Annotated in this window: 11 protein-coding genes; 3 read left to right on the forward strand and 8 right to left on the reverse strand. The window is 58.3% G+C overall.

All coding sequences use genetic code 11. The features are described from left to right. Positions 1-4 precede the first annotated feature (4 nt). The 8 genes from AB8B20_RS18475 to AB8B20_RS18510 form a co-directional block, all read right to left on the reverse strand. On the reverse strand, positions 5-280 hold the full coding sequence (locus AB8B20_RS18475) for a monovalent cation/H+ antiporter complex subunit F (RefSeq protein ID WP_439074384.1): 276 nt from the start codon (positions 278-280) through the stop codon (positions 5-7). Then, a complete protein-coding gene (locus tag AB8B20_RS18480) occupies positions 273-812 on the reverse strand; it encodes a Na+/H+ antiporter subunit E (RefSeq protein WP_439074383.1) in 540 nt (179 codons plus the stop codon). Before AB8B20_RS18480 ends, AB8B20_RS18475 begins: the two co-directional genes overlap by 8 nt. A 10-nt stretch (positions 813-822) precedes the next feature. After that, a complete protein-coding gene (locus AB8B20_RS18485; RefSeq protein ID WP_089263537.1) occupies positions 823-1,071 on the reverse strand; it encodes a hypothetical protein in 249 nt (82 codons plus the stop codon). A gap of 23 nt (positions 1,072-1,094) precedes the next feature. Next, on the reverse strand, positions 1,095-1,907 hold the full coding sequence (locus AB8B20_RS18490; RefSeq protein ID WP_093757584.1) for an outer membrane beta-barrel protein: 813 nt from the start codon (positions 1,905-1,907) through the stop codon (positions 1,095-1,097). Positions 1,908-2,009: 102 nt separating this feature from the next. Further along, positions 2,010-3,263, reverse strand: a complete 1,254-nt coding sequence (gene arcA / locus AB8B20_RS18495; RefSeq protein ID WP_068730411.1) for an arginine deiminase — start codon at positions 3,261-3,263, stop codon at positions 2,010-2,012. A gap of 20 nt (positions 3,264-3,283) precedes the next feature. Further along, positions 3,284-4,714 (reverse strand): basic amino acid/polyamine antiporter, encoded by a 1,431-nt coding sequence (locus AB8B20_RS18500; protein WP_089263534.1) that lies wholly within the window; start codon positions 4,712-4,714, stop codon positions 3,284-3,286. 365 nt (positions 4,715-5,079) lie between these two features. Further along, positions 5,080-8,145, reverse strand: coding sequence for an efflux RND transporter permease subunit (locus AB8B20_RS18505; RefSeq protein ID WP_439074382.1), 3,066 nt, complete (start codon positions 8,143-8,145; stop codon positions 5,080-5,082). Continuing rightward, positions 8,142-9,263, reverse strand: a complete 1,122-nt coding sequence (locus tag AB8B20_RS18510) for an efflux RND transporter periplasmic adaptor subunit (RefSeq protein WP_439074381.1) — start codon at positions 9,261-9,263, stop codon at positions 8,142-8,144. The genes AB8B20_RS18505 and AB8B20_RS18510 overlap by 4 nt, the downstream gene beginning before the upstream one ends. 524 nt (positions 9,264-9,787) lie before the next feature. Here AB8B20_RS18510 and AB8B20_RS18515 point away from each other — a divergent pair. The 3 genes from AB8B20_RS18515 to AB8B20_RS18525 all read left to right on the forward strand — a co-directional run bounded on the left by AB8B20_RS18515 (position 9,788) and on the right by AB8B20_RS18525 (position 12,103). After that, positions 9,788-10,585 (forward strand): sensor histidine kinase, encoded by a 798-nt coding sequence (locus AB8B20_RS18515; protein ID WP_439074380.1) that lies wholly within the window; start codon positions 9,788-9,790, stop codon positions 10,583-10,585. Between the two features lie 121 nt (positions 10,586-10,706). Next, positions 10,707-11,336, forward strand: a complete 630-nt coding sequence (locus AB8B20_RS18520) for a response regulator transcription factor (protein WP_184512283.1) — start codon at positions 10,707-10,709, stop codon at positions 11,334-11,336. A 131-nt stretch (positions 11,337-11,467) separates the two neighbouring features. Continuing rightward, positions 11,468-12,103 (forward strand): response regulator transcription factor, encoded by a 636-nt coding sequence (locus tag AB8B20_RS18525; protein ID WP_093757590.1) that lies wholly within the window; start codon positions 11,468-11,470, stop codon positions 12,101-12,103. Positions 12,104-12,134: the final 31 nt, after the last annotated feature.

Here is a 12,134-nt window from a genome sequence, read left to right on the forward strand (position 1 = left end):
CGCCTCACTCCCCTCTGGCTTCGGGTGACACACCGGACACGTCTCTGACGAATGCGACGGCCGCAAATGCCGCGAACAGCGCGAGCATCACAGCAACATCCATGACAGGCGGCGTCTCGGTTGCGACCGCGAGCAGAAGGAGGATGGCGACTCCTCCCGTGCCCAGCAGTTGGACGGCCATCAGGCGGTCGACATCGGCCGATCGCCGAAGGATGGCGAACAGGCCCAGCGCCACCGTCAGCAGCACAAAGACCGAAGCACCCAACAGCAGGCTAGGCATCGGATCTTGCGCCTCCGAGCGCCCCCATGCACAGGGTTTCCTCCATGGACAATTGCTCGACGACGGGCTGCGTCACATCGAGGCAATGAATGGCCAGACTGCCGTCATTCGAGGTTCCGCACGGAAGCGTACCCGGCATCAGGCTCATGATCGCGCAAAACGTATTTCGCTTCCTGCCCGGCGGCTGCTGCGCCCGATAGGCGACGAAGCCCGGCTGCAGCGGCAGTCGTGGGTGAAGCGCCCGCAGCGCAACGTCCGCTCCCGCGACAATCGACTGACGGAGGAAGTGCAGGACGAATCCGGCAAACTTGATCGGGCGGAAGCCCCACTGTTGGGCAGGAAGCAGCTTGAGGCTTGCCCAAGTCGCTGCGGCAACTGCAATCAGACCGGGGCCCCAATCGCCGGGATCGCCGCGCGTCAGCGCCAGCCAGAAGCAGAAAAAGCCGATAGCGCGGATCACGGCACTGCCCATGACGTCCGACCACCTCGCCGGACTCGCCTCGCCAATATTGCCGGCCTTGATCAAATTCATTGAAGCCACCCTAACGACTGCTGTCCGTGCTCCGCTTTGATTTCTGCTTGCTCTTCGTATTGTAAACGGGCTGCTGGGGCTCCTCGACGACGATCGGGTGCTGCGGAATCTTCAGACGATCGATGCGCACGTCGTCCCGCAAGGCATCCCGGTCCATCCGGTCGCCGCGCTCGACGGAGTCGCGTGGCTCCGCACTGGCGGCGAACGCCGTACAGATGAAGAGAATAGCGGTACCTGCCGCCACAATCGAATTCCGCATGATCGCCTCTTGTGTCCTGATCGCTAAAACGCGAAGTCGAGCCGTGGGCCGATCAGCCAGTCTCTATAGTGACGCAGCGCCACGTTTGAGTTTCGCGCCTCGTAGATGACGTTCGTGGTGAGCGATACGTTGCTGGCGATGTTGTATTTCAGGCCGAGAGAGGCCGAATAGATCTGGTCCTGCCGGTCGCGGTTCAAGCCGTCTGTAAACCAGAACGCTTCGATGAAAGGCGTGCTGACGATCGACCATTTCGAATTCAGCTCGACCTCGATGCCAAGCAGCGCATCTGCACGCCAGCGCCTGGCCTCGGCGAGATCGGAGAAACGATAAGTGAGCTGGAGGAGCGGCGAGAGCGTGACATTGTCGAAGCTGAAATCGCGCGCGATGGCACCGGTGACATCGTGGGAGGTGAAGGCGAGATCGCGAAAGACGCCATCGTAGTCATATCTGTTTTCGTAGGTTGCGCTTATCCTCCAGCCATACAGATTCTTCGTCAACCGCGCGCCCAGACGCGCGATGGCGGCATTGCCGTCATGCTCCCTGGAAAATGCTTCGAACTGAGCACGTGCGAATATCCTGTAGGACAGATCGGGTGCGAGCTTGCCGTCCAGCCGCAAGCTCACATCGGGCTCATAGTAAAAATCCCCGCGTCGGTCGTCGCGCGAAAACAGGGCATTGGCCGTGTAGGTGGGCGATAGGGATCCAACAACGCTCCATGTCGGGCTCATCGACGTGTACTCGACCTTTCTGAGCTCGGTCAGATCTATGTCGGCAGCTACTGCCCCGCTGGCATAAAGGAAGCTTGTTGCTGCCAGGACAATTCTGGATCCACGCATTGCACACTCCCCAGACAATTACTCTCCGTCGGTCGATGGTGCTGGCTTCGGTATTAACAGTCCCACGATCTCGCTCCCCCGAGCCGAGAATGGTCGATTGCGTTAGTAATCCACAGCATCGCGGATGATCGGGCAGGTCATACAGTGACCACCACCACGGCCACGACCGAGTTCGGCGCCGACGATCGTAATCACCTCGATGCCTTCCTTGCGCAGCAATGTGTTGGTGTAAGTGTTGCGGTCATAGGCATAGACGACACCCGGCGATGCACAGACGAGATTGGCGCCGCTGTCCCATTGGGTCCGTTCCCGCTGGTAGTCACTGCCACCGGCTTCGACCACGCGGAGCTTCTTGAGACCCAGCGCTTCCTCGACAACGCCGACAAACGACTTCTTCTCGGCATGCAACTCGACACCGCTCGGATGATCGCTCGGACGATAGGAATAGGTACGTGTCTGATTCATGAAGTCCGGCGCGAGCAGCACGCAGTCGCGGTCGGCGAATGTGAAAACAGTATCGAGATGCATGGCCGCGCGGATCTTGGGCATTGCCGCAACGATGACGCGCTCCGCGGCCTTCTTTTTAAAGAGGGTCGCGGCAAGTTGGCTGATGGCCTGGCGTGAGGTGCGTTCGCTCATGCCGATCAGCACCACCCCCTTGCCGATGGGCATCACATCGCCGCCTTCCAGCGTGGCCAGTCCATGGTCCTCTGTCGGGTCGCCCCACCAGACATTGACGTTGCCGGCGAAATCGGGATGAAACTTGTAGATCGCTGTGGTGAGGATCGTTTCCTCGTGTCGCGCCGGCCAATACAGCGCGTTGAGGGTGACACCGCCATAGATCCAGCAGGTCGTGTCGCGCGTATAGAGCGTGTTCGGCAGCGGCGGGAGAAGGTATTCAGTCGCCCCCGCGGCCTCCTTCACCATCCTGAGTGCCGCGCCCCCATGTGCTTCGGGAAAGTCATGGGTCGACAGGCCACCGATCAGCGTTTCCGCGAGCTTTCGGTTTTCCAGCCCGGACAGGTAGCTTTTGAGCTCGTCGATGAAGCCAAGGCCAACCTGGTTCGGCACGACCTGATTGTCGAGGATCCAGGCCTTGCCCTCCGGGACTGCCAGCGTCTCGGCGAGCAGGTTATGCATCTCAACGACATCGACGCCGCGGTCCCGCATTTTGGTGACGAAATCGAAGTGGTCGCGCTTCGCATTATCGACCCAGAGCACATCGTCAAACAGCAACTGATCGCAATTGGACGGGGTCAAGCGCGTATGCGCAAGGCCCGGGGCGCAGACCAGAACCTTGCGCAGCTGGCCAACTTCGGAGTGCACACCAAACGGGACTTTTTTTGCGCTGGCCATCATGAACTCCCATCGATTTCCTAGATGCTGATATAGCCGGTGGCGAGACCGTGGATGCCGACTACGCATCCGACGACAGCGACGCCGAACAGGACCCATTCTGCCGGAGTGAAAAGCTGCTTGTTGAGCTCCCTCCGTGTGATGAAATACAGGATTGTGCCGGGCGCGTAGATGATGAAACCAAGCAGTAGAAATTTCATACCGCCGGCGAACAGAAGGAAGATCGTGTAGGCCGTCGCCAGGACTGCAATGATCGTGTCCTTACGAAGATCGCTCGGATCGGTCTCGTAAGTTTCCTTGCGGTAGACCAGCATCAACGCGAACGCCGCCGAGAGGAAGTACGGAATCAGCGACAGGTGGCTGCACAGCGAAAGAGCGAAGGTGAAGGCATCGTCGGAAAACAACGTCGCGATGAGCACGGCCTGGACCAGCAACGTGCTCATCAGGAGCGCCATTGACGGGACCTGATTTGCGTTTTCACGAGCCAGGAAGGCCGGCATGTCTTGCCTCTTCGCCGCAACCGACAGCACTTCGGCGGCCATCAGGGTCCAGGCAAGATAGGCCCCCAGCACCGAGATAATCACGCCGATGCCGATGAAGATGGCACCCCAATGACCAACGGCCGCTTCGAGCACGCCGCCAACCGAGGGTTGACGCAGTTGCGCCAGTTCTTCGCGGGGGAGGATGCCGTATGCAAGGATGGACACCGACGCGAACAAGGCCAACACGGCCAGAAAACCCGTCACAGTCGCAATACCGACGTCCTCGCGCCGTTGCGCGAACCGGGAGTAGTTGCTGGCGCCTTCGATACCAAGAAACACGAAGACCGTTACCAGCATCGTCGCCTTGATCTGCGCGAAGAGATTTCCGTAGTCCCCGCTTGCACCGCCCCAGAGGTTTCCGACGAACACATCCGGTTTGAAGAAGAAGATCGACAGGACGACGAACAACAGCAGCGGAATGAGTTTGGCAATCGTCACGATCTTGTTGATCGCTGCCGCCTCCTTGACGCCGCGCAGCACAAGGAAATGGAACGCCCAGACACCTACCGACGATAGTGCGATGGCAGTGACCGTATTGCCCTGACCGAGCGCGGGGAACAACGCGCCGAGCGTCGACTTGATCAGAATCCAATAGGATACGTTGCCGACGCAGGCACTGGCCCAGTAGCCAAAGGCGGAGAAGAAGCCGACATAGGGCCCGAACCCCTCCCGCGCATAGGCATAGACGCCCGCATCGAGATCCGGCTTGCGGTTGGCCAATGTCTGAAACACAAATCCCAGCATCAGCATGCCGGCACCAGCGACGGCCCACGCTATCAGCGCACCATAGATGCCGGTGGCCTGAGCAAAGTTACGCGGTATCGAAAACACACCGGCGCCGACCATCCCGCCAACCACCATGGCCGTGAGCGTCCAAAGCGGCAATTTCTGGTCACCTGCACTGCTCATGGCCAAAGCACTCCCATGTGCAGAAGCGGTCGGCCTGCAGCAAATGGGACATGCAGGCGACCACCTGCGACCGGGGTCTGCAAGATGCGGCGACGGGATTGAGGAAAGTTTGGCCACGAAGAGCGTGCGCACCGATTGTGTTGCGCAGCCTCACGAGGCGGGCGCAGGAGCCACGCCGGTGCGCACAAGGCGCGGGCAGATGCAAATAACATCAGGTCCTGCACCGGCGTCCCCTTCCAACATCAACTACTGGAAAGAAGAGCACATTCGGGACGCACCACGATATCGGGTGATGCCCTAGGTTGAAGACCGGGAGTTACCCTAAGTGCCGAAACGGGCGACGGCGCGACACAGGTACGACCTGACTATGCCTGCGTCGATCGGAGTGGGTCCGACGTCCCCTCTTTTCCCCTGAACCATGCCACATACAATGTGGGCAGAAAGATCAGAGTGAGAACCGTCGCAACCAACAGCCCACCCATGATCGCAAAAGCCATCGGTCCCCAGAACACCGTTGGGGCGATCGGTATCATGCCGAGCACGGTCGACACGGCCGTCAGCATGATCGGGCGAAAACGAGAGCTCAAGGCATCCAGCGCGGCGTCCCACACGCTTTTCCCTTCATCGCGTTCGGCGTCGATCTGGCCGATCAGGATCACCGCATTTTTCGTGATCATGCCGAGCAGTGCGAGAATGCCCAGAATCGCGACGAAACCGAGCGGACGGCCCGACAGCAGAAGGGCGGCGACCACGCCGATGAGCCCAAGAGGCGCGACGCTCAGGACGAGAAGCAGCCGCTGAAAGCTCTGGAGCTGGATCATGAGGACCGTAAACATGATCAGCAGCATCACCGGCACAACGGCGATGACCGATGCCTGCGACTTCTGACTTTCTTCGACCGTGCCCCCAACCACGATCCTGTAGGATGCTGGAATGGTCTTCGACAACGCGGCAACGGCCGGCGTCAGCGAGTTGACGACGGATTCCGGAATTGCACCGGCAGTGATATCCGTCTGCACCGTCAGGGTCGGGACACGGTCGCGCCGCCAGATCAGGGGATATTCCTGTTCGTATTCGAAAGTTGCGAACTGGCTGAGCGAAACCGTCTGCCCGCCTGGCAGCGGAACTTGCAAATTGCGCAAGTTGGGCAATGAGACGCGCTGGTCATCGACCGCGCGCGCAACGATATCGATCAAATAGATATCATCGCGAACCTGGGTGACCGTGGTGCCTGAGATGACCGTATTCAGCACGCCTGCCAGGGCTTGAGAACTCAACCCGAGCAACCGGGCCTTGTCCTGATTGACCCGAATACGCACCTGCCTTGCCGGCTCGATCCAGTCAAAATTGACACCATTCGCCTTGGGATTGGCGGCGATGATCTGGGCGAGCTTGAACGCGATTTCGCGCACCATGCCTGCGTCAGGACCACTGACGCGATATTGGACGGGCCAGCCGACCGGCGGCCCAAGCTCAAGAGGCGAGACCCGTGTAATGGCATTGGGAAAATCATTCGCCAGAAGCGTCTCCAGCTTTGCGCGGATACGTTCACGCGCCGCGACATCCTTTGCGACGACCACTGACTGGGTAAAGAAATCATTGGGCAGCTGAACATTGAGCGGAAGATAGAACCGGATGGCACCGCGGCCCACATAGGTGCTCCAGCGCGCAACGTCCGGATCGCCCTGCAGGGCGGCATCGAATTTCTGTGCCGCTGTCTGGCTGGCATAGATGGATGCGTTCTGCGGCAGACTGATATCGACAAGCAACTCCGGACGATCGGACGACGGAAAGAATTGCCGGGGGATGAACGGGAGAAGAAGAAACGAGCCGACGAAAAGAAGCAGCGAGAGCGCGATGGTCAGCCATTTCGCCCGCATGGCGAATATCAGGAAGCCGCGATACCACCTGAAAACTCTGCCGGGGGCATCCGTCTTGCGATCCTTCGGCGGCTTGAGGATGAGAACGCCCATCAGCGGAGCAAAGATCACGGCAACGAACCAGGAGACGATCAGCGCGATACTGACAACGGCAAAGAGGGAGAACGTGTATTCTCCCGCAGAACTCGCGGCAAAACCGACGGGCACGAAGCCCGCGATGGTCACCAGTGTTCCCGCCAGCATGGCGAATGCATAGGTGCGAAAGGCAAAGCTGGCCGCCTGGACCTTGTCGTCGCCTTCCGCCAGGCGATTCAGGGTGGCATCCGTGGTGGTCATGGCATCATCGACGAGGAGCGCGAGGGCGATAATGAGTGCACCGAGCGATATGCGCTGCATGTCGATTCCGGCAAGCTTCATGATCGGGAAGACGATGGCGAGTGTCAGCGGTATGGACAGCGCAATGATCAGGCCCGGGCGCACGCCAAGGCTGATAAAACTCACCACGAGAATGATGGCAATTGCCTGCAGCAATGACATCATGAATTCGGAGATGGCGCTCTCGACCGTGACAGCCTGGTCGGCAATGAGCTTCGGTTCAATGCCAATCGGCAGATCCGCCGTGATCGCAGCCATCGCCCGCTTGAGACTCTTGCCGAGCGCGAGAATGTCTCCGCCGTCACGCATCGAGATGGCCAGGCCGATGGCTGGCTCGCCGTTGACGCGAAAGAGGGGCTGCGGCGGATCGGAATAGCCGCGCGTAATCCGGGCAATGTCGCTCAGGCGGATCATGCGCCCGCCAGCAACGAAATTGATGTCAGCAACATCCTGCTCGGACTGAAATGCACCCGATACCCGAAGCGATAGTGTCTCGTCGCCCGTCTGAATCGTGCCGGCTGGTCTTATGATATTCTGCGTCTGGAGAGCGGACAGCAGTGCTGTGCGGTCGATGCCAAGGCTTGCCAGTTCCTTCATCGAGAATTCAACGAAGATCCGCTCGTCCTGAGCTCCCAGCAACTCGATCTTCGATACGTCGGGGACTAGAAGAAGTTTCGAGCGGACGTCTTCCACATAGTCGCGAAGCGCGCGGTGCGTGAAACCGTCGCTCGTGAAGCCATAGATAATTCCGAACGTATCGCCGAAATCATCGTTAAACCCGGGTCCGACCACCCCTGCCGGCAGCGTATGGCGGATATCACCAATGTTCTTGCGGACCTGATACCAGGTGTCGGAGACTTGTTTGGCGTTCGCGTTCCCCTGCAGGTTGACGAAGATTGTGGTGACGCCTGCCCGCGTGAAACTGCGCAGGAAGTCCAGATGCGGTGTTTCCTGCAGCTTGCGCTCGAGGCGCTCGGTGACCTGTTTGACGGTCTCCTCAACCGTTGCTCCGGGCCATGCCGCCTGAACGATCATCGTCTTGATGATAAATGACGGGTCCTCGCTGCGACCGAGGCGGAAATAGGACAGGACACCGAAGATAACGGCAACAATCATGACATAAACCACCAGGGAACGGTGCTTAAGTGCCCATTCCGAGAGGTTGAAGCCGGTCATTGCTCTGACCCAAGAAGACGTATTTTCTGGCCGGGGTGCAGCGCCTGCACACCCGCGGTCACGACGACCTCCCCCGTGTCGAGTCCCTGAGACACCACGACCTGCGCTTGCTCGAAGCGCAAGACGTCCACGTTTCGGATCGAAACCGTGCGACTCGCGGGATCGACAATCCAGACTGCGGGCTGTTGATTGGCCCTCGTCAATGCCGATGCCGGGATCTCGATCATGGGGACGGCATCCATTTCCATGCGCCCCACGACGGTCGCGCCAAGCCGCATGGCCGCCGGCGGATCCGTCAGGCCAACCTTGATTTCAAAGGTGCGCGTGACGGGATCGGCCTGGGCGCCGACCTCACGGACACGACCGTGAGCCATCACCGCGGGATCGTCCGTCAGGCTGACGGTTATTTGCGGATCGCTCGGTGCCGATCGAAAAAATTGAGCCGGTACGTCAAAGACTGCGTCGCGGCCATCTTGCCGCGCCAGCCTGAGAATCATTTGCCCGGCCTGGACAACTTCTCCAGCGCCAGGTCCGACAGCGGTTATGACGCCCGGCGCGTCGACCTTCAGCTCGGTAAAGCTCACCAGATCATGTGCCGTCTTGAGCTGGGCCTCGGCGGCATCGACCTGCGATTGAGCGGTTTGTTGCGCCTGCGTTGCCTGGTCGTAGTTGACGCGGGTGGTCCAGCCCTGCGCAAGCAGTGTCTGCTGGCGATCGAAATGATTGCGTGCTTGGGTCAGTTGCCCCTGCGCGGCCGCGACAGCCGCCTGAGCCTGGCGCAACGTGTTCAACTCATTCTGGGATTCAAGCCGCGCGATGACCTGACCGGGCTGCACCCGATCTCCGGTTTTCCCGTTATTCTCGATCAGCCGACCCGAGATACGAAATGCCAGCGCCACCTCGTCTTCCGCTTCGATACGGCCGGTGAATGAAAGCGGCGCGCCCGCAATGCTCTTCGCAACAGTGACCGTACGCACGGGCCGCACGACAGGAGCAGTCTCAGCAGACTCTCTGCCGCACGCCGTCAGCAGAAACGCCGGCACAATGGTTAGAATAATTATAATCGTTCGATATCGTGTAACTCGACATAGGTAGGCATGACGCGCATACGCAGGCATGAAGAAACCCTCGTTGAGCAAAATTGCACACCAGATTCGCGACCACCTCGCAAAAGCAGGTAGCTGGCTTTTGCCTGCGTGATCGCTTGCCCGCCAATTCTTCTATGACTCGAAGTATTCTGGAGTTGCGGATATCTACCCGGTATCGGGGAAACTACTGATCGCACCAACGATTCTCTGGCGCCGTGCTGACACTCTCAAACCGCAGCGGGATTCATGCGCCCTGTTGAAGACGACAAGGTTCCTTGTGCAAAGCAAACGCGGCAATTAACTGAAATTACTTCTATTGTTACTTCGTATATTTTGAGACTGAGTACAGTCAGTCGCACATCGGACGATCTGGCGACATCTTACTTGACGCCGATTCAATCAAGGGTATTTAGTAAGGACAACTTCGCGCAAGAGAACGATGGCATTTAACCTTAGTGGTTACTCGCCACTCGATCCAAGATGCATCGGACTACATGATGGCCCACAAGGCTCACGTAGACGACTCGTGTCGAATTCACGTTCGGGAAAAGATCGTGGTTCACGACACTTTCAACGGCACCGCTAGTGCACGAACAAAATCGAAACTTGGCAAATCAGGCCCTGGTAAGCAGCTCTTAGCGCTTCAGGAGGATATGCAGCAGCGGATTGCATCAGACCTTCACGATTCGACTTGCCAGCATCTGCTGGCCGCGAGTTTGAATATGATGCGAATGAGGTGCGCCGTTGCTGGCATCGGCAGCGCCATAAAAATTTGTGATGAGATCGATGCGTCGATCTGTGAGGCCCTTAGGGAAATCAGGGCTTTCACCTACCTCCTGCATCCCCAGAACTTGCTCGACGGCGGATTGAAGTCGGCGATCGAGGAGTTTGTGGTGGGGCTTTCATCGCGGACATCGCTGGAAACGCGTCTCAAGATCGATGCTGCGGTCGATACATTGCCTAACGAAACGCAGCGCTCATTGCTGAGAGTTATCCAGGAAGCCCTCGCGAACGTCTTCAGGCACGCGAAAGCGACGCAGGTGACTATCTCGATCAGGGCCACAGACATCAACGTCACGCTTCGGATCAGCGATAACGGCTGCGGAATGCCGATTTCTCAGGCGAGAGATCGCCATAAGGCAGTGCCGCTTGGTGTTGGAATTCCGGCCATGAGAGCGAGACTGGATCAGATGGGAGGCACATTTGAGATCCACTCGTCATCCACAGCGGCATGTAGCGGGACAACGGTGTACGCGACTATTCCACGAGCCATCTCGCGCAAAGGAAACAAACCAGCGGGTATCCACCAGGGCGGCCGAGGATCGACGAAGATCCGACCGTCGCATGGCTAAAGGTCAGCTAACGGATTCAACAATCTGACGCTCAGCGAGGGCAACGAACTCCAGGGGCTGGATCTTCTCGATGAAAGTATTTTGCCGCCTGTAAGGAAATGACATCGGAGTACTGAGGACCATGAAGCAGATTATGATAGCCGATGATCATGACGCGGTGCGGGCTGGAATTCGTGCAATACTGGAACGACGTCCCGGATGGGAGGTCGTTGGCGAGGCTCGCGATGGTAAAGAAGCCGTTGCTTGCGCCATCGAGAAGCAGCCGGATGTCGCTATCGTTGATTACTCGATGCCATTCATGACCGGCCTCGAAGTTGCGAGGCGGATGAAGGAGTACAAACTTCCAACAGAGGTGCTTATCTTCACGATGCACGACTCGATCGCGCTCGAACTACAGGCATCTCAAGTTGGCGTTCGCGCATTCCTGCGAAAATCCGATGCCAACAAAATGCTCCTGGCGGCCGTTGAATCACTGATGCATCACAGATCGTTTCATGCCGGCGCGATTTGCGGCACAATGGTCGGATCGGCCGACGGCAATATTGGCGCAAGCCGATCGCTTTCGCCGCGCGAGAAGACAATCGTTAAACTGGTTGCCGAGGGTTACAGCAACAAGCGTGTAAGCGAGACATTGAATTTGAGTATCAAGACGACCGAGACCCACCGAGCTGCGGCGATGCGCAAGCTCAACGTAAAATCGACTGCAGGTCTGGTTCGGTACGCCGTACGAAACAATCTAGTAGAAGCATGATTGCGCAAACATGGTCGACGGCCTTCACGGATTTGGCAGCCGTGATGCATATCATTTCGAGGCGGTCGTTCTAGCGCGCTGCTTTCGTCAATTGGATATGGCCAGTGGTTCCAACGAATGGGAACGGCACTGTGAAGCAGATCTTGATTGCAGACGATCATGAAGTCGTGCGATCCGGATTGCGCGCGATCGTCGAAAGCCGTGCGGACTGGGCTGTGAGCGGCGAAGCGAGCGATGGCAGGGCTGCGGTCGCTATGATCAGGGAGTTGAAGCCCGATATAGCAATTGTCGACTATTCCATGCCCGTCCTGAATGGTCTGGAGGTGAGCCGTCAGATCAAGTTGCATTACCCCCGGACGGAGGTGCTCATCCTGACAATGCATGAAAGCAATGAAATCCTCACCGAATCCCTCCTGGCAGGGGTACGAGGCTTCTTGTTAAAGTCAGATGCGCGACATCATCTCATTGCAGCGATCGACGCATTACTCAATCACCGGCCTTACTTCACCGGTGTGGTCGTGGAAAAATTGCTTCACGACTACCTGGCCAGCAAGAAGGACAAATCGAAAGTCCTGCTGTCGTTACGCGAGCAAAACGTTGTTCAGCTGATCGCCGAAGGACACACCAACAAGTCCGTCGGCACGGTACTGAATCTCAGCGTGAAAACTGTCGAAGCCCACCGCGCATCCGCCATGCGCAAACTTGGAGTTTCCTCCACTGCCGAACTGGTCCGGTATGCAATTCGCATGAAACTGATTGGACCCTAGCTGCCATAGGAAATGTGGGGGACCATGCCTG

Origin of the sequence: Tardiphaga sp. 866_E4_N1_4 (genome assembly GCF_052076075.1) — a bacterium.
GTDB classification, from domain to species: domain Bacteria; phylum Pseudomonadota; class Alphaproteobacteria; order Rhizobiales; family Xanthobacteraceae; genus Tardiphaga; species Tardiphaga robiniae.

Coding starts and splice junctions, on each gene's coding strand:
- AB8B20_RS18475 (WP_439074384.1), bottom strand. CDS start 280: ATGCCTAGCCTGCTGTTGGGTGCTTCGGTCTTTGTGCTGCTGACGGTG.
- AB8B20_RS18480 (WP_439074383.1), bottom strand. CDS start 812: ATGAATTTGATCAAGGCCGGCAATATTGGCGAGGCGAGTCCGGCGAGG.
- AB8B20_RS18485 (WP_089263537.1), bottom strand. CDS start 1,071: ATGCGGAATTCGATTGTGGCGGCAGGTACCGCTATTCTCTTCATCTGT.
- AB8B20_RS18490 (WP_093757584.1), bottom strand. CDS start 1,907: ATGCGTGGATCCAGAATTGTCCTGGCAGCAACAAGCTTCCTTTATGCC.
- arcA (WP_068730411.1), bottom strand. CDS start 3,263: ATGGCCAGCGCAAAAAAAGTCCCGTTTGGTGTGCACTCCGAAGTTGGC.
- AB8B20_RS18500 (WP_089263534.1), bottom strand. CDS start 4,714: ATGAGCAGTGCAGGTGACCAGAAATTGCCGCTTTGGACGCTCACGGCC.
- AB8B20_RS18505 (WP_439074382.1), bottom strand. CDS start 8,145: ATGACCGGCTTCAACCTCTCGGAATGGGCACTTAAGCACCGTTCCCTG.
- AB8B20_RS18510 (WP_439074381.1), bottom strand. CDS start 9,263: ATGCCTGCGTATGCGCGTCATGCCTACCTATGTCGAGTTACACGATAT.
- AB8B20_RS18520 (WP_184512283.1), top strand. CDS start 10,707: ATGAAGCAGATTATGATAGCCGATGATCATGACGCGGTGCGGGCTGGA.